The following is a 22369-nucleotide window of genomic DNA, read 5'->3' as shown; positions in this document are numbered from 1 at the left end:
CTTCATACGCTGTGTTCTTTCCATCATTGCTGCTGCCGGGTGCCGGCCCTCATTCGGACAGCGAGGCGTTGTGATAGACCTCCTGCACGTCGTCCAGGTCCTCGAGCACGTCGAGCAGCCGCTGCATCTTCGCGGCGTCCTCGCCGACGACGTCGATGGTGTTCTCGGCCCGCATCGTGACCTCGGCCACCTCGGGCTTCAGGCCCGCCGCCTCGAGCGCGTTCTTCACCGCCTCGAAATCGCCGGGCGCGGTGATCACCTCGATGGCGCCGTCGTCGTCGGTCACGACGTCTTCCGCGCCGGCCTCGAGCGCCACTTCCATCACCTTGTCTTCATCCGTGCCCGGGGCGAAGACGAACTGTCCGCAATGCTTGAACTGGAAGGCCACCGAGCCTTCGGTGCCCATGTTGCCGCCGTGCTTGGCGAAGGCGTGGCGCACTTCGGCCACGGTGCGCACGCGGTTGTCGGTCATGGTGTCGACGATGATCGCCGCGCCGCCGATGCCGTACCCTTCGTAACGAATTTCTTCGTAATTGACGCCTTCGAGGTTGCCCGTGGCCTTGTCGATGTTGCGCTTGACGGTGTCGGCCGGCAGATTGACCGCCTTGGCCTTTTCGACCGCCAGCCGCAGGCGGGGGTTGGCGCTCAGGTCGCCGCCGCCGGCCCGGGCCGCCACCATGATTTCACGGATGGCGCGGGTCCAGAGCTTTCCTCGTTTTTCGTCCTGCCGGCCCTTCCGGTGCTGAATATTTGCCCATTTGCTGTGTCCGGCCATGGCTTTTCTCTCGCTGTCCTGTGTTTTCGAAGCAGGCTGCGAGTTTACTGTCCGGCGCGCACAACGGACCGGCGCCGCGGGCGGGCGGGCCGGTCAAACCTTTTGGTGATAATCCCTCGATGACGCCATTGCCTTTCGCCGGGTCGGGACATCCGACGCTGCCGCCCACCCGCCACGCACGCCGTGCGAGCCGGGCGGACACCCCGCAGGCAGGCCCCGATCCCCTCGCAAAGGCTTCCTGATCGTGCGCTTCCAGGGCGAAACACCCTCCTCTTCCTCGTTGCGTGTGGAGCGCCTTTCCCTCGCGGACAGCCTGGCGCTGGCCGCCGACGGACCGGCGCCCTTCGCCGCCATCGGCTACGGCACGCCCGAGCAGCTCGACTGGATGCCGCCGGTCGACGCCAGCGTGCTGTCGGAGCGCGGCGCGGTGGCCGACGTCTGGCATGCCGCCGGCCCGGCGGTCCAGACCGGCCGCACCGGCCTCGTGCGCTGGCGCGCCGACGACCACTGGCTGCTCGGCGCGATCGACCTCGACGAAAGCGTCGAGAAGCAGGGCCTGGCCGAGCTGGCGCACCGCGCCTACCGCGACCTGTTCGCCACGCTCGACCAGAGCGGCATCGCCCATCCGCTGCGGATCTGGAACTACCTGCCGCAGATCAACGGCGACGGCGGCGGGCTCGAGCGCTACCGCCAGTTCAACCTGGGCCGCCAGGACGCCTTCCTCGAAGCCGGCCGCGCCGCCTTCGAAGGCGCGCCGGCCGCCTGCGCGCTGGGCATCCACCGCGGCGCACTGTCGGTCCGCTTCCTGGCCGGGCGCCGCGCCCCGCTGCCGATCGAGAACCCGCGCCAGGTCTCGGCCTACCGCTATCCCTCGACCTACGGGCCGCGCGCCCCGACCTTCTCGCGCGCGGCGCTGGCCGACATCGGCGACGAACGCTGCGCGCTGTTCATCTCGGGCACCGCGAGCATCGTCGGCCACGAGACCGTGCACCGCGGCGACGTGCGCGAGCAGACCCGCGAGACGTTGCGCAACCTCGAGGCCGTGGTGCATGCCGCCAATGCGCAGGGATCGGCGCGCTTCTCGGTCGCGGCGCTCGACGGCGTGGTCTACGTGCGCCACCCGGGCGATCTCGAAGCCGTGCGCGGCGTGCTCGAAGACGCGCTCGGGTCCGACGCGCCGATGGTGCGCGGCGCGGTATATCTCGAGGCCGACATCTGCCGCGGCGACCTGCTGGTCGAGATCGAAGCCCATGCCACCGCCCCCGGGCGGCGGCGGGACTGACGCTCGAACGGCAGCCCTACCTTTTCCGATGATCCTCCGCGTGCTGCGCATTCTCACGGCCGTTCCCCTGGCGCTGATGCTCTATGCGCTGCTGCTGTTCCTCGGCGTGATCTCGCTGGTCTGGAACGCCTTCGCGATGCTGATCCATCCGGTGATGCCAGTGAAGCCGGCGCGCGCGCTGGGCCGCGCCACCATCGCCTTCGCTTACCGCACCTTCTGGGGCCTGGCCTCCATCACCGGCATGATGCGCATCGACGCGAGCTGCCTCGACGCGCTGCGCGACGAGCCCGGCGTGATCTTCGTGGCCAACCACCCGACCATGCTCGACGCGCTGCTGCTGGTGGCGCGGCTGCCGCGCAGCGCCTGCATCATGAAGGCCGAGCTGCTGCACAACATCTTCCTGGGCGCGGGCGCGCGGCTGGCGCGCTACATCAGCAACGAGTCGGCGCGCACCATGGTGCGGCTGGCGGTGGCCGACCTGCGCGAAGGCGGCCAGCTGGTGATCTTTCCCGAGGGCACGCGCACCGTCACGCCGCCGCTCAATCCGTTCCGTCCCGGCGTCACGCTGATCGCCAAGCTCGCGCAGGCGCCGATCCAGACCGTGTTCATCGACACCGACTCGCCCTACCTCGGCAAGGGCTGGCCGATCTGGCGCGTGCCACCGCTGCCGATCGTCTTCAAGCTGCGCCTGGGCCAGCGCTTCGCGCCGACGCAGGACAGCGACGTGCTGCAATCCGAACTCGAACAATATTTCCGCCACCACCTGGAACGGCGCGCCGCCGACGCCGACTCTCCCGAATGCCAGACGCCTCGCGCACCCACCTTGTCCTGATCCCGAGCTACAACACGGGCGAGCGCCTGTTCTCCACCGTCGAGGCGGCGCTCGCGCAATGGAGCCCGGTGTGGGTGGTGGTCGACGGCAGCGACGACGGCACCGGCGAGCGGCTGCAGCAGATGGCCGCCGATCGCCCCGGCCTGCGCGTGTGGCTGCTGCCCGAGAACCAGGGCAAGGGCGCGGCGGTGCTGCACGGGCTGCGCGCGGCGCGCGACGCCGGTTTCACGCATGCACTCACCATGGATTCCGACGGCCAGCATCCGGCCCCGCTGATCCCGGCCTTCATGCAGGCCTCGCTGGCACGGCCCGAGACCATGGTGCTGGGCCGCCCGGTGTTCGACGCCAGCGCGCCGCTGCTGCGCGTGCGCGGGCGCCGCGTCTCCAACGGCTGGACCCAGCTCGAGACGCTGTTCGCCGGCGTCGGCGATTCGCTCTACGGCTTTCGCGTCTACCCGGTGCAGGACCTGATCGCGGTGATGCAGCGCCAGCCCTGGATGCGCCGCTTCGACTTCGACACCGAGGCCGTGGTGCGGCTGGCCTGGCGCGGCGTGAAGCCGGTCAACATCGACGCGCCGGTCAAGTACCTGACGGCCGAGGAAGGCGGGGTCTCGCACTTCCGCTACGGGCGCGACAACGTGCTGCTGACCTGGATGCACACGCGGCTGATGGTGGAGTTCGTGCTGCGGCTGCCGGGCCTGCTCTGGCGCAAGCTGCGCGGCGCGCCGCCGTTCCAGGCCTGATCCACCGCGCCCGCTATTCGACGGCTCCGCCGCCGAGTGCCTTGTAGAGCGTCATCGTCGCATTGAGCTGGTTGACCCGGTTCTGCGCCAGCGACACCTCGGCCGCGCGCCGCCGGTCCTTCGCGTCGAGCACCGGCTGCAGCGCGGTCGCCCCCGCGCGGTAGCGCACCTCCGACAGCCGCTCGGCGCGCTGCGCCAGCTCCAGCGCCACCACCAGCTTCGCGCTCTCGTCGCGCAACTGGGTGCGCGACGAGAGCGCGTTCTCCACTTCCGACAGCGCCGTGTACAGCGCTTGCCGGAAGCCCACCACCGCTTCCTCGTACTGGCTCTGCGACACCGCCACCGTCAGGCGCGCCGTGTTCCATTGCAGGAAGGGCAGCGCCAGCCCCGCACCCAGCGTCGCGACCGGGTTGCGCAGCAGTTGACCCAGCGCCGTGCTCGAGGTGCCGAGCGAGCCCGTGAGGCTCAGCGCCGGATAGAAGCCGGTGCGCGTCGCGTCGACATTGGCGAGCGCGCCGCGCAGCCGCTGCTCGGCCGCGCGCAGATCGGGACGCCGGCCCAGCAGGCTGGCCGGCAGGCCCGCGTCGATGGCGGGCAGTGCCGCATCGGGCAGGCTCGCGGGTTCCTCGGCCGCCACCTCGGGCGGTCGGTCGAACAGGATCGCGAGCGCATTGCGCGTTTCCACGCGCTGCTGCAGCAGCTGCGTGTGCGCCGCCTCCTGGCTCGCGAGGTTCTGGCCGGCCTGCGCCACGTCGAGGCCCGAGACCGCGCCGGCCTCGTAGCGCGCGCGCACCAGCGCCACGATGCGCCGCGCGTCCTCCATGCCGGCCTCGCTCAGCGCGATGCGCTGGTTCAGGTAGCCGGTCTGCCAGTAGAGATTGGCGGTGGTGGCGACCAGCGCCAGCGCCGCGGCCTGCCGGTCGGACTGGGTCGCCTTCAGTTCCCAGTCGGCCGCGCTGCGCGCCGCCGCGAGACGGCCCCAGAGGTCGAGCTCGTAGCTCAGCGTCACGAGCGAACTCGAACTCGAGCCCGCGACACCGCCGCGCTTGAGGTCGTAGCCGCGGCTGGTGGCGGCCTGGCCGACCACGCCGGGCGTGAGGTTGGTGTCGGCCAGGCCGGCCTGCAGCTGCGCGCGCTGCACCCGGATGCCGGCGGCCGCGAGGTCGTTGTTGACCTGCAGCGCCTGGTCGACCAGCGCATCGAGCCGCGGATCGCCGAAGGCCGACCACCACTTCGCCGGGAACACCGAGGCCGCGCTGGCCGTGCCCGGCTGCGGCTGCTGCCAGGCCGAGGGCAGCTCGAGCGGTTTCTCGGGCCGGCGCTCGGGCTGGAACGCGGTGCAGCCGGCCGCGAGCAGCGCGGCCGCCAGGGCCAGGGGGAGCAGGCGCGCCTTACTCACGGGCCAGTGCCTCGATGGGGTCGAGCCGCGCCGCGTTGCGTGCCGGCAGGTAGCCGAACAGCACGCCGATCAGCGAGGCGCAGAAGAAGGCCGACAGCACGGCACCGAGCGAGAAGATCATCTGCCATTGCTTCACGAACAGGGAGAACAGGAAGCTGATGCCATAGGACAGCAGCACGCCGATCAGCCCGCCGACCAGGCACACCAGCACGGCCTCGGTCAGGAACTGCTGCAGCACGTCGCTCTGGCGCGCGCCCACCGCCATGCGGATGCCGATCTCGCGCGTGCGCTCGGTCACCGACACCAGCATGATGTTCATCACGCCGATGCCGCCCACCACCAGCGAGATCACCGCGATCAGCGACAGCAGCAGGGTCAGCGACTGGCTGGTGCGCTCGGCCGTCTTCACGATGCTGTCCATGTTGAAGGTGAAGAAGTCCTTGCCGCCGTGGCGCAGGGTCAGCAGCTTCACGATGCCGTCCTCGGCCGCCTTGGTCGGCTGCTCGTCGCGGATGCGCACCGTGATGCCGTCGAAGTGCTGCTGGCCGAACAGCCGGCTCGCCGCCGTGCTGTAGGGCAGCCAGATGTTGAGCTGCTTGTTCTCGCCGAACATGCTCTTCTTCTCCTGCGCCACGCCGATCACGGTGCACGGCAGGCTGCCGACCAGGATGATCTTGCCGAGCGGATCCACGCCCTCGGGGAACAGCTTGCGGCGCGTGTTCTGGTCGATCACCACCACCTGCGACTGGTGCCGCACGTCGTTGGCGTTGAAGGCGATGCCGCTGGCCATCTGCACGTCGCGCACCGCGAAGTAGTTGTCGCTGACGCCGTTGACGTTGCCGTTGATGTCGATGCTGCGGTAGCGCAGCCGCAGGCTGCGCATGGTGGCCGGCGTCACGCTGTGCACGAAGGGCTGCGCCGCGATCGCCTGCAGGTCGGCCGGCACCAGCGTGCGGATGCTCTGTGCCTTGTCGTCGCCGAAGTCGCGGCCCGGGTAGATGTCGAGCGTGTTGGTGCCGATGGCGCGGATGTCGGACAGCACGAAGCGCTTGGCGCCCTCCCCGATCGCCACGATCGAGACCACCGAGGTGATGCCGATCACGATGCCGAGCATGGTGAGCGCGGTGCGCATGCGGTGCGACATCATCGAGCGCCAGGCCATGCGGAAGGCCTCGGCGAAGCGCGACCAGCCGGTGCTCAGCCGGCCGCCCGTGGCGGGCCGGGTCACGGGCTGCGGTGCCTCGCCGGCACCGGTGGCTTCGGGCGCGGGCACGGTCGGCACGTTGGGCCGGTCGCCCACGATGCGGCCGTCGGCGATCTCGATGATGCGCTCGGTGCAGCTCGCCACCTGCATGTCGTGGGTCACGATGATGATGGTGTGGCCCTGCGCATGCAGCTCGCGCAGGATCGCGATCACCTCCTGCCCGCTGCGGCTGTCGAGCGCGCCCGTGGGCTCGTCGGCCAGGATCACCTGGCCGCCGTTCATCAGCGCGCGCGCGATGCTCACGCGCTGCTGCTGGCCGCCCGAGAGCTGGCTCGGCCGGTGGTCGCCGCGGTCGTCCAGGCCCAGGCGCGCGAGCAGCTGCCGCGCGCGCGCCTCGCGCGCCGCGCCATCGGTGCCCGCGTACACCGCCGGCACCTCGACGTTGCCGGTGGCCGTCAGGTGCTGCATCAGGTGGTAGCGCTGGAAGATGAAGCCGAAGTGCTCGCGCCGCAGCTCGGCCAGCGCGTCGCTGTCGAGCGTGCCCACGTCGTGGCCCGAGACCGTGTAGCTGCCGCTGCTGGGCCGGTCGAGGCAGCCCAGGATGTTCATCAGCGTCGACTTGCCCGAGCCCGAGGCGCCGACGATCGCGAGCATCTCGCCGTGGCCGATGTCGAGGTTCACGTCCTCGAGCACCTGCACCCGCGTCTCGCCCGAAGGGAAGCTGCGCCCGATGCCGCGCAGCGACAGCAGGGCCTGCCGTGGCGGCTGCGTCATGGGCCCTTGCCGCGGCGCTCGCCGCCGTTGGCCTCGCCATCGCGCGGCTCCACGGCCGAAGCGTCGCCGGTGATGACCTGGTCGCCTTCCTTCAGCCCCTCGAGCACCTGGGCCTGGAAGTTGTTGGTGATGCCGGTGCGCACCTTGCGCGTCTCGGGCGTGTGGTCGGCCTTGAGCACGCGCACCTCGTAGCGGCCTTCCTTGTCGCGGTTGCCGAGCGCGGTCAGCGGCACGGTCAGCGCCTGCTTGGCCTCGCCGAGCATGATCGCGACCTGGGCCGTCATGTCCACGCGCAAGGTGCGGTCGGGGTTCGGCACGTCGAACAGCGCGTTGAAGAACACCGCGTTGTTGATCTTCTCGGGCGAGGGCTGCACCGCGCGCAGGGTGCCGTGGTAGCGCTTGTCGGGGTCGCCGAGGATGGTGAAGTAGACCGGCAGCCCGGCGCGCACGCGCACCACGTCGGCTTCGGACACCTGGGCCTTGATCGTCATCGTCGACAGGTCGGCCAGGGTCATCAGCGTGGGCACCTGGAACGACGCGACCACGGTCTGGCCCTCGAGCGTCTTGATCGAGATCACGTCGCCGTCGATGGGCGCGATGATCCGGGTGTACGAGAGGTTGGTCTGGGCCGAGGACACGGCCAGGCGCTGCTGGCGGATCTGCGCGTCGAGCGACACCGCGTCGGCGCGCAGCGCGCGCAGCTCGGCGTCGGCGCTCTCCATGTCCTGCCGCGCCGAGGCGTCCTGCGCCAGCATCTCGCGCTGGCGCGCCCAGGCCAGCTCGGCCTGCTTGACGCGCACTTCCTTCGCCACCTTCTGGGCCTGCAGGTTGTCGAGCCGGGCCTGTTCTTGCGCCAGCGTGTTCTGCGAGATCGCGGGATCGATCTCGGCCAGCCAGTCGCCCTTCTTCACGGTCTGGCCCAGCGACACCTTGAGCGACTTGAGCTGGCCCGTCACCTGCGCGCCCACCTCCACCTGCCGCAGCGCCTGCAGCACGCCGGTGGCCAGCACCGCGTTCTCGAGGTCGGCGCGCTGCACCGTCGCCGTCAGGTACTCGGGTTTCTTGGCCGGCGTGAGCACGATCGCGGCCGCGATGCCGAGCACGACGAGGGCCAGGATGCCGTAGAGGAGCTTGCGCGAACGCCGGGGGGGAGTCTGGGGCATGCAGCGGGAAGGAAGTGGAACGGGCGGGGGATGCATTCGCCGGGCTCTGCGGCCGGGTCGCCATGCAAGGGGGATGGGGGCATCCTAGTCCCGCTGTCTGAAGCGTTCCTAAAGACGGAGTTCCGCGGCGGGGTTACTCCGCCCTCGCCGCCCACCTTAGCGTGACGGGCGCCACAAAGACGAAAGGCGGACCCGCGGTCCGCCTTGGAAGGCCGATGCGGCGAACGCCGCGCTCAGCGCGCCGGACGCCGGCGGAACAGCAGCACCAGCAGCAGGACCGTCAGCACCGCGAAGGCGATGAAGGACCAGTTCGCCAGCGTCAGGCCGAACAGCGTCCAGTCGATCTTGGAGCAGTCGCCGCCGCCGCGGAAGATCATCGGCAGCGCCCGCTTGAGCGGGAAGGTCTCGATCATCCCGTAGAGGTCGCGGCCGCACGACACCACCTCGGGCGGATACCACTGCAGCCAGCTCTGCGAGGCCGCCGTGTAGGCGCCGCCGAGGGCCGACAGCAGGGCCAGCAGGCCGCCGCCGACCTGCAGCGCGCGGCCGCGGAAAGCCCCGGCCAGCCCCGTGAACACCGCCACCAGCACCAGCGCATAGCGCTGGACGATGCACATCGGACAGGGCTCGAGCCCCACCACGTGCTGCAGGTAGAGCCCGAAGGCCAGCATGAGCACACAGGCCAGGCAGATCAGGCCGTAAGCGCGGCGCGGCGCGCCGAAGTACCAATCGATCAAGGAGACACCCAATCCTCTTCTACGAACACCCTGGCCTTGCGTGGCGTGGCGACGACGGTGTCGCCCTCCTTCAAGCCCAGGTCACGGAACTGTTGCGCAGGGAGTTGCGCCTCGATGATGGTTCCGGAGCCCGGATTGTCTGGATTCGTGTCGACGGGTTCAAGTTCCAGCCGCGCGATCGGACCGACGACGATCGCGCGCGCCAGCGTGGCGACGATGCCGCTCGTCGCGCCCGGCACGTGGGCTGTCACCTCCAGGTCATGCGGACGGACGTAGGCCAGCGCCTTGGCGTCGCGCGCGCCGCTGTGCTCGGGCGAATCGAGGCGCACGTCGCCCAGCTGCACCGAGCCGTTGTCGGCGCGGCCGTGGAACAGGTTCACGTCGCCGAGGAAGCCGTAGACGAAGGGGCTCGCGGGCTGGTCCCAGACCTCCTGCGGCGATCCGACCTGCTCGATGTGGCCCTTGTTGATGACCACCACGCGGTCGGCCACTTCCAGCGCCTCTTCCTGGTCGTGGGTGACGAAGATCGAGGTGACGTGCAGCTCGTCGTGCAGCCGGCGCAGCCAGCGGCGCAGTTCCTTGCGCACCTTGGCGTCGAGCGCGCCGAAGGGCTCGTCGAGCAGCAGCACCTTGGGCTCGACCGCGAGCGCGCGGGCCAGCGCGATGCGCTGGCGCTGGCCGCCCGAGAGCTGCGGCGGATAGCGGTCGGCCAGCCAGTCGAGCTGCACGAGCTTGAGCAGCTCGGTCACCTTGGCCTTGATCTGGGCCTCGCTCGGGCGCTCCTTGCGCGGCTTCACGCGCAGGCCGAAGGCCACGTTCTCGAACACGGTCATGTGGCGGAACAGCGCGTAGTGCTGGAACACGAAGCCGACCTGGCGCTCGCGCACGTGCACGTCGGTGGTGTCCTCGCCCGAGAACAGGATGCTGCCGGCGTCGGCCGTTTCCAGCCCGGCGATGATGCGCAGCAGCGTGGTCTTGCCGCAGCCCGAGGGGCCGAGCAGCGCGACCAGCTCGCCCGATTCGACGTTCAGGTTGACGTCGTTCAAGGCCCGGAAGGTGCCGAACTGCTTGCTGATGTTGCGGATTTCGATGCTCATGAAATTCTTTCTTCCTAGGCCGCCGTCGGCCGCTCCGGCGGCAGCTCGGCGATCGCCTTCATCTCGCGCTCGTGGCGCCATTCGATCACCGACTTGATCACCAGCGTCACCAGCGCCAGGATCGCCAGCAGCGAGGCCACCGCGAAGGCGGCCACCGACTGGTATTCGTTGTAGAGCACTTCCACGTGCAGCGGCATGGTGTTGGTCTGGCCGCGGATGTGGCCCGAGACCACCGACACCGCACCGAACTCGCCCATGGCGCGCGCATTGCACAGGATCACCCCGTACAGCAGGCCCCACTTGATGTTGGGCAGGGTCACGCGCCAGAAGGTCTGCCAGCCGTTCGCGCCGAGCACGATCGCGGCCTGTTCCTCGTCGGTGCCCTGCGCCTGCATCAGCGGGATCAGCTCGCGCGCGATGAACGGGAAGGTCACGAACACGGTGGCCAGCACGATGCCGGGCACGGCGAAGATGATCTTGATGTCGTGCGCGGCCAGCCACGGGCCGAACCAGCCCTGGGCGCCGAACACCAGCACGTAGATCAGGCCCGCCACCACCGGCGACACCGCGAACGGCAGGTCGATCAGCGTGGTGAGGAAGGCCTTGCCGCGGAACTCGAACTTGGCGATGGCCCAGGCCGCGGCCACGCCGAACACCAGGTTCAGCGGCACCGCGATGGCGGCCGTGATCAGCGTCAGGCGGATCGCGCTCCAGGCATCGGGTTCCTTGAGCGCCTCGAGGTAGGCGTTGAGGCCCTTGCGCAGCGCCTCGGTGGCCACGGCCGCCAGCGGCAGCACGAGGAACAGGAACATGAAGACCAGCGCGAGGCCGATCAGCAGCCAGCGGACCCAGGCGGCCTCGGTGGTGCCGGCCTGGGTGCGGCGGATGACTTTGGACGGTGCGCTCATATCGGGCCTCCCGCCGGGCCGCCCCAAGGGAGGCCCGCGCCCCCTCGGGGGGCAGCGAATACACGAAGTGATAAGCGTGGGGGCTTCATTTCAACCTCCTGCCCGGCGACGCTGCCATGCCTGCAGGCCGTTGATGACCAAGAGCAGCAGGAACGAGATCACCAGCATCACCAGCGCGACCGCCGTGGCGCCCGCGTAGTCGTACTGCTCGAGCTTGCCGATGATGATCAGCGGCGTGATCTCCGAGATCATCGGCATGTTGCCGGCGATGAAGATCACCGAGCCGTACTCGCCGATCGCGCGCGCGAAGGCCATGGCGAAGCCCGTGAGCAGCGCCGGCGCGATCGAGGGGAAGATCACCTTGGTGAAGGTCTGCAGCCGCGTCGCGCCCAGCGAGGTGGCGGCCTCCTCGAGTTCCTTCTCGGCGTCTTCGAGCACCGGCTGCACCGTGCGCACCACGAAGGGCAGCCCGATGAAGATCAGCGCGATCACCACGCCCGCGGGCGTGAACGCGAGCTTGATGCCGTGCGGCTCGAGGTACTGCCCGACCCAGCCGTTGCCGGCCAGCAGCGCGGTCAGCGAGATGCCGGCCACGGCCGTGGGCAGCGCGAACGGCAGGTCGACCAGCGCATCGACGATGCGCTTGCCCGGGAACTTGTAGCGCACCAGCACCCAGGCCACGAGCAGCCCGAACACCAGGTTCACCAGCGCCGCGAGCAGCGAGGCGCCGAAGGTCAGCCGGTACGAGGCCAGCACGCGCGGCGCGGTCACGGCGACCCAGAACTGGTCCCAGTTCAGCGTGAAGGTCTTGAAGACCAGCGCCGACAGCGGGATCAGCACGATCAGGCAGAGGTAGAAGACCGCGAAGCCCAGCGTCATCGAGAAGCCGGGCAGCACGCGCTTGGCGCCACCGCCGCCGACCGCACGCGAAAACGGCGCTGCCGGTGAGGACAGCGCCGAGGAGGTTGCCCCGCTCATTTACCGGGCGCCGGGCGTGTAGAGCTTGTCGAACTGGCCGCCGTCGTTGAAGTGCACCTTCTGCGCTTCGCCGAGGCTGCCGAACAGTTCCTGCACCGTGAACAGCTGCAGCGGCTTGAAGGTCGCGGCGTACTTCTTGAGCACGGTCTGCGAACGCGGGCGCAGTGCGTGCTTGGCGGCGATTTCCTGCGCTTCTTCGGAATAGAGCCAGTCAAGGTAGGCCTTGGCGAGTTCGCCGGTGCCCTTCTTGGCGACGGTGCGCTCGACCACGGCCACCGGGTTCTCGGCCACGATGCTGATCGACGGGTAGACCGAGTCGACCTTGCCGGTGCCGAATTCGCGGTCGATCGAGACCACTTCGGATTCGAAGGTGATCAGCGCGTCGCCGATGTTGCGTTGCAGGAAGGCGGTGGTGGCATCGCGGCCGCCGCGCGCCAGCACCGGCGTGTTCTTGAACAGCTTGCCGACGAACTCGGCCGCCTGGGCGTCGGTGCCGCCCTTCTTCTTGACGTAGCCCCAGGCCGCCAGGTAGGCGTAGCGGCCGTTGCCGCCGGTCTTGGGGTTGACGATCACGACCTGCACGCCGGGCTTGACCAGGTCGTCCCAGTCCTTGATGCCCTTGGGATTGCCGTTGCGCACCAGGAACAGCATGGTCGAGGTGGTCGGCGATGCGTTCTCGGGGAATTTCTTGGTCCAGTCCTTGGCGACCACGCCGGCGTTGGCCAGGAAGTCGATGTCGGTCGAGGTGTTCATGGTCACCACGTCGGCATCGAGGCCGTCGGCCACCGCGCGCGCCTGGGCGCTGGAGCCGCCGTGCGACTGGTCGATCTTGACGTCCTTGCCGGTGGCCTTCTTGTAGTGCGCCGTGAAGGCCGCGTTGTAGTCCTTGTAGAACTCGCGCGCCACGTCGTACGAGGCGTTCAGCAGGCCGGTGCCCTGGGCCAGGGCGCTGCTGCCGACGAGTGCGGAGGACGCCAGCGCGAGCACGGCGGCGAAGGTCTTGATTCTGGAAGTCATGTGGTTGCCAAGGTTTCTGAAAAATCACGGCCCGCCGCCCAGGGGGCGGGCTCGTCGGTCAGCGACTGGAGCAGGGCCAGGCCGAGCGGCCATTCCCCGTGTCCCGAGTCGACGTTGATGTGGCCCGCATTCTGCATGCGAACGAACTCGCTGCCCCAGGCGCGCGAGTATGCGCCGGCCAGGCGGATCGGGCAGTACGGGTCGTTGCTGCTGGCCACCACGATGCTGCGGTACGGCAGCGCCGCGTAGGGCACGGGCGCGAAGTCCGACAGCACGGCGCGGCGCTCCGGATCGGCCGGCGCCACCAGCAGCGCGCCCTGGATCCGGGCCGCGGCCTCCGCCGGCAGGTGCGCCGTGGCGATGCAGCCCAGGCTGTGCGCCGCGATCACCACCGGCTGCGGCGATTCGAGCACCAGCCGCGCCAGCGTCGACACCCAGGCCTCGCGCCGCGGCGAGGCCCAGTCGTCCTGCTGCACGCGCGCGGCGCCCGGAATGCGCTCCTGCCACAGGCTCTGCCAGTGGCCGGGGCCGGAGTCGCGCCAGCCGGGAACGATGACGATGCGGGTCTGCATGCGAAGGTGGTGGGCCTGGGCCGATGCCGCCGGCTTACTTGTTCGGCTGCGGCGTCAGGCGCAGGTAGGGACGCACCGCCTTGTAGCCCTTGGGGAAGCGCTGGGCGATCTCGGCCGGGTCCTGCAGGCTCGGGATGATGACCACGTCGTCGCCGTCCTTCCAGTTCACGGGCGTCGCCACCTTGTGGCTGTCGGTGAGCTGCAGCGAGTCGATCACGCGCAGGATCTCGTCGAAGTTGCGGCCGGTCGAGGCCGGGTAGGTGATGATGGTGCGGATCGTCTTCTTCGGATCGATGATGAACACGCTGCGCACCGTGGCCGTGGCCGAGGCGTTCGGGTGGATCAGGTCGTAGAGGTCCGACACCTTGCGGTCGGCGTCGGCCACGATCGGGAAGTTGACCGTGGTGTTCTGCGTGTCGTTGATGTCGCCGATCCATTCCTTGTGCTTGTCGGCCGGGTCCACGCTCAGCGCGATCGGCTTCACGCCGCGCTTCTGGAACTCGCCCGACAGGGCCGCCGTCTTGCCGAGTTCGGTGGTGCACACGGGCGTGAAGTCGGCCGGGTGCGAGAAGAACACGACCCACGAATCGCCGGCCCATTCATGGAATTTGATCGGGCCTTCGCTGGAATCCTGGGTGAAATCGGGGGCGCTGTCGCCGAGACGGAGGGTTGCCATGGTCGTTCCTTGGATGGAATGGAAGACCTGGATTGTCCGAACCCCGCCAAGGATGCCAAACGAATATCTGATTGTTTGGTTATGACGTTTTTTGCATAACGAGGCGATCCAGCGCCCCGAAATCGTCGTCAGAACATGCGGTGCGCCCCGTGTTCCAGGTGCTCGACCAGGAAATCGATCAACCGCCGCACCGCCGGCACCAGCGCGCGCCGCGCCGGAAACACCATGTGCGCGACCACCGGCGCCGGCCCCCAGTCGCACAGCACCCGGGTCAGCCGCCCTTCGTTGAGGTCGGCGCGGCACATGTAGTCGGGCAGCAGGGTCGCGCCCACGCCGCCGAGCACCGCGTACTGCAGGGTGGCGAGGTCGTCGGCCACGTAGCGCGGCGTGTGGGCATGCACGTGGATCCGGCCCTTGGGCCCCTCGAGCCGCCATTCGCTGCGCCCCTCCCCGTTGACCGACATCGCCGCGGTCGGCAGCTTCGCGAGGTCGTCCGGCCCCTCGATCGGCCCCAGCCGCCGCACCAGTTCGGGCGTGGCCACCAGCACGCCGCGGCTGGTGCCGAAGGTGCGCGCCACCAGGGTCGCGCTGTCCTCGATCTGCGGCCGCACGCGCAGCGCGATGTCGATGCCCTCCTCGATCAGGTCGACCGGCCGGTTGATCACCCGCATGTCGATGCGCACCGCCGGATAGCGCTCGAGGAAGCTCGGCAGCACCTGCGCCAGCCCGCTGTGCGAGATCGTGACCGGGCAGCTGAGCCGCACCAGCCCGCTGGGCTCGGTCTGCACCTGCGCCACGGCCTCGGAGGCGGCGCGCGCCGCGTCGCGCACCGAGGCCGCGTGACGCAGGTAGATCTCGCCGGCCGGCGTGAGCGACAGCCGCCGCGTGCTGCGCTGCATCAGCTGCACGCCGAGTTGCTCCTCGAGCTCGGCCACGCGCCGCGACAGCCGCGACTTCGGAATGCCCAGCGCCCGGCTCGCGGCCGCGAAGCCGCCGCGCTCGGCCACTTCGGCGAAGAACACCATGTCGTTGAGGTCCTGCATGACTCTACTGTCCTGTTTTTGAAACGATGTGGCTTATTTTTACCTACTTATCACTCACTCGCACCAAAAATAGAATTCTGACCACGCCGGCCACCTTTGAGCGCCGACATCGAAAGAAAGAAAGCGATCAACATCATGAAGCTGCTTCACGTCGACTCCAGCATCCTCAGCGGCAACTCGGCCTCGCGCCTGCTCACCGCCGAAACCGTGGCCGCCTGGCGCGCCGCCCATCCCGACACCACGGTCGAGTACCTCGACCTCGCGGTCGACACCCCCTCCCACTTCAGCGCCGACGCGCTCGGCATCAAGACCGGCGTGCAGGCCCAGCCGACCGAAGCCCAGCAGCGCGAGAACGCGCTGTCCGAGAAGCTGGTGAGCCAGTTCCTCGCCGCCGACGTGGTGGTCGTGGGCGCCCCGCTGTACAACTTCACCATCCCGAGCCAGCTCAAGGCCTGGATCGACCGCCTCGCGCAGGCCGGCCGCACCTTCAAGTACACCGACAAGGGCCCGGTCGGCCTCGCCGGCGGCAAGACCGTGATCGTGGCATCGAGCCGCGGCGGCATCTACTCGACCACCGAAGGCGGCCAGGCCACCGAGCACCAGGAGAGCTACCTGAAGGTGATCTTCGGCTTCTTCGGCATCACCGACGTGCGCTTCGTGCGCGCCGAAGGCCTCGGCATGGGCGACGCGGTCAAGAACGCCGCACTGGCTTCGGCCCGCAGCGACATCGGCACGGCGACCGCCGAAGCCGCGAACCAGAGCGTCGCGGCCCTCGCGGCCTGATGGCGGCGCGCCGTTCGCGGCGCACCCCGACGACAAGCCGGCCGAAGCGCCGGCTTTTTTCATGGGCAACATCACGGCTGACATAGGCGCTTCGGCCAATGGCTGGCGCGCGGCGCGCTCGACAGAATCGCCGCATGCCCGCAGCCCGCCTTCCGGCTTCCCGCATCCCTCTTCTTCCCGCGACCGAACCCATGGCGGCGGTCGCGCTGCTGGCGCTGTGCCTCGCCGCCTGGGCCGCCGGGCTGGCCGGCGGCTTCCAGTACGACGACCTGCCCAACATCGTGCTCGACCCGGCCACGGCCGGCGGCGAGGCCCTGCGCGAGCGGCTGACCAACGGCTTCCGGTCGCTGCTGCGGCTGAGCTACGTCGCCGACTATGCGCTGTGGGGCTTCGACGGCACCGGCTTCCTGGCCACCAACCTCGCGCTGCACGCGGCCACTGTTCTTGCCGTGTGGCGGCTCGCTCTCGGCCGGCTGGCCGATCCGCTGGCCGCCTTCCTGGCCGCCGCGCTGTTCGCGTTGCAGCCCGCGCACGCGGCGGTGGTGAGCTTCGTGAGCGGGCGCTCGACCGGACTGATGTCGCTGGGGCTGGTTCTGGCGCTGCTGGCCCATGAACATGCGTGGCGCGAGGGCCTGGTCCGCGTGCGCCGCGCCGTCTTCGAAGCGCTGTCGCTCGTCGCCTTCGCGCTCGCGGTGTCGGCCAAGGAAGTGGCGCTGGTCTACCCGCTGCTGCTGACGCTCTGGGAAGCGACCCGACCCCGCTCCACGGCTGGTCGCATCGCGCGGCGCGTGGCCTGGCCCGCGTTCGCCGCGCTCGCCGGTGCCGCGCTGCTCTGGGCCTTCGGCTCCCGGCTGCGCGAACTGGCCGGTTATTCGCTCGCGCTGGCCGACCCGCTCGAGGCACTGGCCCGGCATGCCGCCGCGCTGCCGCTGTCGCTCGCGCTGTGGTTGCGGCCCTGGGCGCTGTCGGTCGAGCATCCGGCGCCCGGTGCGAACGCGGTGCTGCCGGGCGCGCTCGCGCTCGTGGGCCTGCTGCTCGCCGCGCTCGCTCTGCGCCGGCGCTGGCCGCTGGCGACGCTCGGACTGCTGTGGCCGCTGGCCATGCTCGCGCCGACCCACACGCTGATCGCGCGGCTCGACTGGGTCGTGGAAAAGCCGCTGTACCCCGCGTGGATCGGCCCCGCACTGGCACTGGGCGCCCTGCTCGCGACCTGGCTGCGCCGGCCCGGCCGCGCAGTTCCGGGACTCGTCCTGCTGGCGGCACTCACGGCCACCTGCGCCTGGCGCGCCGCCACCTGGGCCGACCCGGCCGTGCTCTGGCGCGAAGCCACTGAACGCGCGCCGCTATCAGCCCGCGCCTGGCACAACCGCGCGCTGGCCGAATCCGCCGCGGGCCGCGATGCCGATGCGCGTCGAAGCATCGACATGGCCCTTGCGCTCGACGCCGACGCGCCGCGCACCCAGGCACTGGCGCTTGCGATCTCGCTGGCGGCCGACGACGAAGCACCGGCCCCCTCCCTTCCCTCCAGGAGCCCCTCACCGTGAAGCTGCTTCCACGCCCCTCGCGCGCGCTGGCCGCGCTGGCGCTCGCGCTCGGCTGCGCCGCCGCCCAGGCCGCGCCCGACTGCGACCGCTGCCAGGACCTGCCGCGGCTGTACCGCGAAATGCTCGAGCAGGAATTCCTGCGCGCCAAGTTCCAGACCTGGATCTCCCAGGCCTACTACCCCCTGAGCATCGATGCGATGCAGACACAGGCCACCAGCGCGCTCACCGCGGCCATGCAAGGCAACCTGTACGGCGTGCTCGCGCCGCCGGCCAGCGACGCCGGCACGGCCGGGGCCGCGGCGCCCTCCTTCGGCACGGTGATCAGCGGCGGCAGCTGCCAGCTGGTGGAGTACGTTCCGCGCCCGGGCCAGTCGCCGACCACGCGGCCGGTGACCGAGCAGCAGATCCGTCAGAAGCTGTGCAAGCCGCTGGCCGAATTCACCATCGAGCACGAGAACACGCACATCAAGGCCTGCGCGGCCGCCTACAAGGCCGGCGACAAGTCGGTCGAGTCGGTCGAATGGTTCGTACAGAGCGACGCCAGGGCCTACGACGCCGGCGTGCGGGTGCTGCGCGACCACATCGCGGCGCTGGCGCGCAAATGCCAGTGGGCCGGCTCGACCAATGTGCGCAAGCCCGACAACAGCATGGTGGTGCCGACGCCCGAGGAGATCGTCACCCTGACGAAGAACGTCAAGGCCAAGGGCAACGCGATGCGCCGCGCCACCCAGTGAGCCCCCATCCGGAGTCATCGCCATGAACGAAGCCCTGTTGCTGAGCGCCGCGCTGCTGATCGGCGGCCCGCGCACCGAGATCCCGCCCGAGCAGGTGCTGCCGCGCTTCGAGGCCCAGTGCGTCGACGGCCGCTGGAACGCCGCCTGCCCCGGCCTGCGCGCCGAACTCGAACTGTCGCTCTACGGCGAACTGCAGATGCTGCAGTCGCGCGGCGAGATCGACCGCGAGGTGCTGCGCAGCGCCGCGCGCGCCCGCTTCCCCATGCTGGCCGAGATGGGCCTGCGCCGGCTCGGCAAGATCGGCTCGCCCGAGGACCGCGAGGCGGTGCTGGCCGCGCTCGACCACACCTCGCCCGGCGTGCGCGCGATCGCGCGCCAGATGCTCGAGGTGCAGGACGACCGCTTCCGCAAGGGCCTGGGACCGTGGATGCGCGCCGGCCAGCGCAACGGCTTCGGCGCGCTGGTGCCCGACGAGCAGCCCGATGCCACGCGGCTGGGCCTGGCCAGCGCCGTCGGCGCGAAGGACGCGGCCACGCTGCGCTGGCGCCCGTTCGCGAGCGACGCGCGCGAAGGCCGCGTGGTCTTCACCACGCGACTGTCGCCCGAGCAGGTGCTGCAGCTGGTGGCCAAGGGCCAGAAGACCTTCGACGGCTCGCAGGTGCCCGGCCGCAAGCAGCAGGAGGCGGCGATGAAGTCGATGGATTCGATCAAGCAGGAATTGCAGGCCGCGGCGGCACGCGGCGACCTCAAGGCGCTGCAGGAACTCTCGCAGCGCGTGAACCAGCAGATGCAGGCGGTGGCGCCGCCACCCGGCGCGACCTCGCTTCGCGCGGTGGCCGAGTTCGCCGCCGCGCCGGCGCAGGTGCGCTACGTGCAGTTGAACGCGCCCTTGCCGCCGAGGATCGACAAGGACGGCAAGGCGGGCAAGGTCGCCACCCGGCCGGTCACGGCCGCCGTGGCCCGCGACGAGGCCTTCGGCGGCGAGACCGTGCTGGTGATCCTCTATTGAGAACCCGCGTGCGGACCGTGCTCAGGCCGCCTTGTGGCTCTTGATCCAGCCCACGTACTTGTCCATCCAGCCCTGCAGGAACTTCTTCGAGCCTTCGTTGCCGATGTGGCCCTTGTCGTCGAACAGGTCGTCCTTGGTCTGCAGGAACACCTCGGGCGCGCCGAGCGTGGGCACGTCGAGGTAGGCCAGCACGTTGCGCAGGTGCTGCTGCGCCAGCGCGGTGCCGATGGCGCCGACCGAGATGCCGACCACGCCGGCCGGCTTGCCGGCCCAGGCGCTCTGGCCGTAGGGGCGCGAGGCATGGTCGATCGCGTTCTTCAGCACGCCGGGCACCGAGCGGTTGTATTCGGGCGTGACGAACAGCAGGCCGTCGGCCGCCGCGATCTCGGTCTTCAGGCGCTTGACCGACGCCGCCTGGTTGCCGTCGTCGTCCTGGTTGTACAGCGGCAGGTCGTCGATGCGCACGTGCTCGAAGGTGAAGTCCTCGGGCGCCAGCTTGGCCAGCGCGAGCGCCAGTTTCTGGTTGAACGAGTCCTTGCGCAGGCTGCCGACGATGACGGCGATCCGGGTCTGGGCCATGGGTGAAGCTCCTTGAATGAGAGAGTCGTAGTGATGGTTGTCGATTGACGCCCGCGATTATGCGAAGCGTTCAAGACCTTTTCCGGAAAAGTTCTTGGCCTCGGCGCCCTCGGCGCGCGCCCGCCGCAGCCACGCGTTCGCCAGCCGGTCGAGCCCGCTGCACAGCAACCAGTAGATCGCGCCCACCAGCATGAAGATCTCGGCCGGATAGACCATGGTGCGCGCATTCACCTGCGCGGCCACGAACGACAGCTCGCCGACGCCGACGATGTAGGCCAGCGAGCTGTCCTTCACCAGCGTGACCCACTGGTTGACGAACGAGGGCAGCATCATGCGCAGCGCCTGCGGCAGCACGATGACACGCAGCGTGCCCCAGCGCGTGAGCCCGAGCGACAGCCCGGCCGCCCATTGCCCGGCCCCCACGCCGCGGATGCCCGCGTGCACCGCGTGCGCGAGGTAGGCGCCGCCCACCAGCGACAGCGCGCACATCACCGACAGCACGCCCGGCACGCTGACGCCGAAGGCGAAGGGCAGCAGGAAGTAGGTCCAGAAGATCAGCATCAGCACCGGGATGGCGCGCAGGAAGCCCAGCACCAGCACCAGCAGCGCCTTGAGGCCGCCGCGCGCCGTGGCGAGCCCGATGCCCCCGGCCAGCCCCAGCAGTGCCGAGGCCACGGCCGAGCCGGCGCTCAGCAGCAGCGTGAGCGCCGCGCCGCCCAACGGCCCCTGCGGAAAGGCGCCCCACAGCAGGTACGGCAGGCTGTCCCACAGCGTCTCGAACACCGTCATGCCACCCTCGCCTGCCGCCGCGCGGCCCAGGCCGCCAGCAGCTCGATCGCGCCGATGGTCGCGATGTAGAGCAAGGTCGCGATGCCGAAGGCCTGGAAGGTCTTGAAGGTCTCGGCCTCCACCTGCCGCGAGGCATAGGACAGCTCGACCAGCCCGACCGCCATCGCGAGCGAGGTGTTCTTGACGATGTTCATGTACTGCCCCAGCAGCGGCGGCAGCGCGATGCGCAGCGCCTGCGGCAGCACCACCTGCGCCAGCACCTGGGCGCGCGTGAAGCCCAGCGCCGACGCGGCCAGCGTCTGGCCCACGGGCACGCCGCGGATGCCCGAGCGGATGTCCTCGCCCACGTAGGCGGCCGCGTAGAGCGTGAGCCCGACCAGCGCCGACAGCAGCTCGAACGACAGCACGTGGCCCGCGTAGAGCCATTCGCGCGCGGCCTCGGGCAACACCGAGGGCGCGCCGAAGTACCAGAAGAAGAGCTGCACCAGCAGCGGCGTGTTGCGGAACAGCGAGACGTAGGCCGCGGTGGCGCGCCGCAGCGCGGGCCGGTCCGAGGAACGGCCGGCCGCGACCGCCACGCCCAGCACCGTGGCCCCGGCCACCACCAGCAGCGAGCTCCACATCGTCGTCAGCCAGCCGTCGAGCAGCCAGCCCAGGTAGCGCGGCGCGAGCAGCTGCTCGCGCAGGAGATCGATCAAGGCCGTGGCGCCTTCAGCGCGCCGCCACGCGCTGGTCGCCGATCTTCAGCAGCCGCGGCAGCGGCGCCTTGCTGTTCGGGCCGAACCAGGTGTCGTAGATCGCCAGCGCGCGGCCGTTCCTCTCGCTCTCGGCCAGCCAGGTGTTGAGCGCCTCGAGCAGCCGGGTTTCGCCCTTGGGCACGGCCGCGCCCAGGTACTCCTTCGAGACCGTGATCGCGGGGATCTCGTACTTCTCCTTGTCGGGCAGCGCGTTCCACTGCGCGGTGAGCTTCACGCCGTCGTTGGTGATGGCCTGCACGTTGCCGTTGCGCAGCGCGGCCAGCGCGAACGGCGAGTCGTCGTAGAGCACGACCTTGGCCTCGGGGTAGTTCTTGCGCAGGTTCGATTCCATCGTCGTGCCCTTCTCGGTGCCGATGCGGATCTCGTTGATCTGCGCCACGTCCTTCAGCAGGCCCTTCTTCGCGAGGAACTGCTGGCCGACCAGGAAGTACGGCGTGGTGAAGTCCACCGCCTTGGCGCGCTCGTCGGTGATGGTGAAGCTCGCGAACACCACGTCGGCCTTGCCCGAGGTCAGCAGCGGGATGCGGTTGGCGGGGTTGGTCGGCACCAGCTCGATCTTCACGCCCAGGCTTTTCGCGAACTCGGTCGCGAGGTCGATGTCGTGGCCCACCTGCTTCTTGCTGGCCGGGTCGATGTAGCCGAACGGCGGGTTGCCGTCGAAGGCGGCCACGCGCAGGACGCCGGCCTTCTTGACGTCGTCGAGCCGGTCGGCCCATGCGGCGCCGGCCAGGGTGAAGGAGCCGATGGCAAGTGCCAGGCTCGAGAGAATGAATGTGCTGCGGGTCATGCCTGCTCTTCGGAATGAAAAGCCGCGACTCTAGGCAGCGCGCGCGCCAGGTCCAACGAAGCAATTTCCGCTTGCATATGCCCCGCGGAGTTGCGCATGAGCTCATGCGAAAAGCTTCGTCGCGCGATGCGCGCGCGGCCCCTAGAGTCGCCGGCCTCTACGCTCACTTCTCCCACCGCGCCGCGC

The 22369-nt window shown here is 69.8% G+C and carries 23 protein-coding genes; 7 read left to right on the top strand and 16 right to left on the bottom strand.

Annotated elements, in window-relative coordinates:
- Positions 1-49 precede the first annotated feature (49 nt).
- Entirely contained in the window at positions 50-775 is a 726-nt protein-coding gene (locus BM109_RS06720) for a YebC/PmpR family DNA-binding transcriptional regulator (protein ID WP_093341582.1), read from the bottom strand.
- A gap of 286 nt (positions 776-1061) precedes the next feature.
- Between BM109_RS06720 and BM109_RS06715 the strand changes: the two genes are divergently transcribed.
- From BM109_RS06715 to BM109_RS06705, 3 genes are read left to right on the top strand one after another with little or no spacing between them, the layout of a single operon-like run.
- Positions 1062-2057, top strand: a complete 996-nt coding sequence (locus BM109_RS06715; protein ID WP_256222401.1) for a chorismate transformation FkbO/Hyg5 family protein — start codon at positions 1062-1064, stop codon at positions 2055-2057.
- Between the two features lie 28 nt (positions 2058-2085).
- Entirely contained in the window at positions 2086-2889 is an 804-nt protein-coding gene (locus tag BM109_RS06710; RefSeq protein ID WP_256222400.1) for a lysophospholipid acyltransferase family protein, read from the top strand.
- Entirely contained in the window at positions 2856-3632 is a 777-nt protein-coding gene (locus tag BM109_RS06705; protein ID WP_093341579.1) for a glycosyltransferase family 2 protein, read from the top strand. The genes BM109_RS06710 and BM109_RS06705 overlap by 34 nt, the downstream gene beginning before the upstream one ends.
- A gap of 13 nt (positions 3633-3645) precedes the next feature.
- Here the strand turns inward: BM109_RS06705 and BM109_RS06700 are convergent, their stop codons facing one another.
- The 11 genes from BM109_RS06700 to BM109_RS06650 form a co-directional block, all read right to left on the bottom strand.
- A complete protein-coding gene (locus BM109_RS06700) occupies positions 3646-5031 on the bottom strand; it encodes an efflux transporter outer membrane subunit (RefSeq protein WP_093341578.1) in 1386 nt (461 codons plus the stop codon).
- Positions 5024-7009 carry a macrolide ABC transporter ATP-binding protein/permease MacB gene (gene macB / locus BM109_RS06695; protein WP_093341576.1) on the bottom strand — a complete coding sequence of 662 codons (1986 nt, stop codon included), beginning with the start codon at positions 7007-7009 and terminating at the stop codon, positions 5024-5026. The genes BM109_RS06700 and macB overlap by 8 nt, the downstream gene beginning before the upstream one ends.
- Positions 7006-8172, bottom strand: a complete 1167-nt coding sequence (gene macA / locus BM109_RS06690; RefSeq protein WP_093341575.1) for a macrolide transporter subunit MacA — start codon at positions 8170-8172, stop codon at positions 7006-7008. The genes macB and macA overlap by 4 nt, the downstream gene beginning before the upstream one ends.
- Positions 8173-8405: 233 nt before the next feature.
- Positions 8406-8909 (bottom strand): disulfide bond formation protein B, encoded by a 504-nt coding sequence (locus BM109_RS06685; RefSeq protein ID WP_093341573.1) that lies wholly within the window; start codon positions 8907-8909, stop codon positions 8406-8408.
- The gene (locus tag BM109_RS06680) at positions 8906-10006 is read right to left on the bottom strand and encodes a sulfate/molybdate ABC transporter ATP-binding protein (protein ID WP_093341571.1); all 1101 of its coding nucleotides are present in this window, start codon (positions 10004-10006) and stop codon (positions 8906-8908) included. Before BM109_RS06680 ends, BM109_RS06685 begins: the two co-directional genes overlap by 4 nt.
- A gap of 14 nt (positions 10007-10020) precedes the next feature.
- Positions 10021-10914 carry a sulfate ABC transporter permease subunit CysW gene (gene cysW / locus BM109_RS06675; RefSeq protein WP_093341569.1) on the bottom strand — a complete coding sequence of 298 codons (894 nt, stop codon included), beginning with the start codon at positions 10912-10914 and terminating at the stop codon, positions 10021-10023.
- A 90-nt stretch (positions 10915-11004) separates the two neighbouring features.
- Entirely contained in the window at positions 11005-11892 is an 888-nt protein-coding gene (cysT, locus tag BM109_RS06670; protein ID WP_093341567.1) for a sulfate ABC transporter permease subunit CysT, read from the bottom strand.
- On the bottom strand, positions 11893-12909 hold the full coding sequence (locus tag BM109_RS06665; protein WP_093341565.1) for a sulfate ABC transporter substrate-binding protein: 1017 nt from the start codon (positions 12907-12909) through the stop codon (positions 11893-11895). It lies immediately after the preceding gene.
- Complete coding sequence (locus BM109_RS06660; RefSeq protein WP_093341564.1) at positions 12906-13481, bottom strand: RBBP9/YdeN family alpha/beta hydrolase; 576 nt, start codon at positions 13479-13481, stop codon at positions 12906-12908. Before BM109_RS06660 ends, BM109_RS06665 begins: the two co-directional genes overlap by 4 nt.
- Before the next feature lie 34 nt (positions 13482-13515).
- Positions 13516-14157: a peroxiredoxin gene (locus BM109_RS06655; protein WP_093341562.1), complete on the bottom strand. Its 642-nt coding sequence runs from the start codon at positions 14155-14157 to the stop codon at positions 13516-13518.
- A 128-nt stretch (positions 14158-14285) separates the two neighbouring features.
- Positions 14286-15200, bottom strand: coding sequence for a LysR family transcriptional regulator (locus tag BM109_RS06650; RefSeq protein WP_093341560.1), 915 nt, complete (start codon positions 15198-15200; stop codon positions 14286-14288).
- Between the two features lie 135 nt (positions 15201-15335).
- Here BM109_RS06650 and BM109_RS06645 point away from each other — a divergent pair, with 135 nt between their 5' ends.
- The 4 genes from BM109_RS06645 to BM109_RS06630 all read left to right on the top strand — a co-directional run bounded on the left by BM109_RS06645 (position 15336) and on the right by BM109_RS06630 (position 19270).
- Positions 15336-15983 (top strand): FMN-dependent NADH-azoreductase, encoded by a 648-nt coding sequence (locus BM109_RS06645; protein ID WP_093342420.1) that lies wholly within the window; start codon positions 15336-15338, stop codon positions 15981-15983.
- A gap of 134 nt (positions 15984-16117) precedes the next feature.
- The gene (locus BM109_RS06640) at positions 16118-17527 is read left to right on the top strand and encodes a hypothetical protein (protein ID WP_143129096.1); all 1410 of its coding nucleotides are present in this window, start codon (positions 16118-16120) and stop codon (positions 17525-17527) included.
- Entirely contained in the window at positions 17524-18261 is a 738-nt protein-coding gene (locus BM109_RS06635; protein WP_093341557.1) for a hypothetical protein, read from the top strand. The genes BM109_RS06640 and BM109_RS06635 overlap by 4 nt, the downstream gene beginning before the upstream one ends.
- A 22-nt stretch (positions 18262-18283) precedes the next feature.
- Positions 18284-19270: a hypothetical protein gene (locus tag BM109_RS06630; RefSeq protein ID WP_093341555.1), complete on the top strand. Its 987-nt coding sequence runs from the start codon at positions 18284-18286 to the stop codon at positions 19268-19270.
- Positions 19271-19291: 21 nt separating this feature from the next.
- On the opposite strand, the gene BM109_RS06625 is transcribed toward BM109_RS06630, so the two are convergent.
- From BM109_RS06625 to BM109_RS06610, 4 genes are all read right to left on the bottom strand, one after another.
- The gene (locus BM109_RS06625; protein WP_057593371.1) at positions 19292-19849 is read right to left on the bottom strand and encodes an NADPH-dependent FMN reductase; all 558 of its coding nucleotides are present in this window, start codon (positions 19847-19849) and stop codon (positions 19292-19294) included.
- A 57-nt stretch (positions 19850-19906) separates the two neighbouring features.
- On the bottom strand, positions 19907-20638 hold the full coding sequence (locus BM109_RS06620; RefSeq protein ID WP_093341553.1) for an amino acid ABC transporter permease: 732 nt from the start codon (positions 20636-20638) through the stop codon (positions 19907-19909).
- The gene (locus BM109_RS06615; RefSeq protein ID WP_218159366.1) at positions 20635-21261 is read right to left on the bottom strand and encodes an amino acid ABC transporter permease; all 627 of its coding nucleotides are present in this window, start codon (positions 21259-21261) and stop codon (positions 20635-20637) included. Before BM109_RS06615 ends, BM109_RS06620 begins: the two co-directional genes overlap by 4 nt.
- Positions 21262-21349: 88 nt before the next feature.
- On the bottom strand, positions 21350-22183 hold the full coding sequence (locus BM109_RS06610; RefSeq protein WP_093341551.1) for an ABC transporter substrate-binding protein: 834 nt from the start codon (positions 22181-22183) through the stop codon (positions 21350-21352).
- Positions 22184-22369: the final 186 nt, after the last annotated feature.

Source organism: Variovorax sp. PDC80, assembly GCF_900115375.1.
Classification (GTDB): domain Bacteria; phylum Pseudomonadota; class Gammaproteobacteria; order Burkholderiales; family Burkholderiaceae_C; genus Variovorax.
The sequence above is the reverse complement of the archived record's forward strand: the minus strand, read 5'-3'. Positions and strand labels throughout refer to the sequence as shown.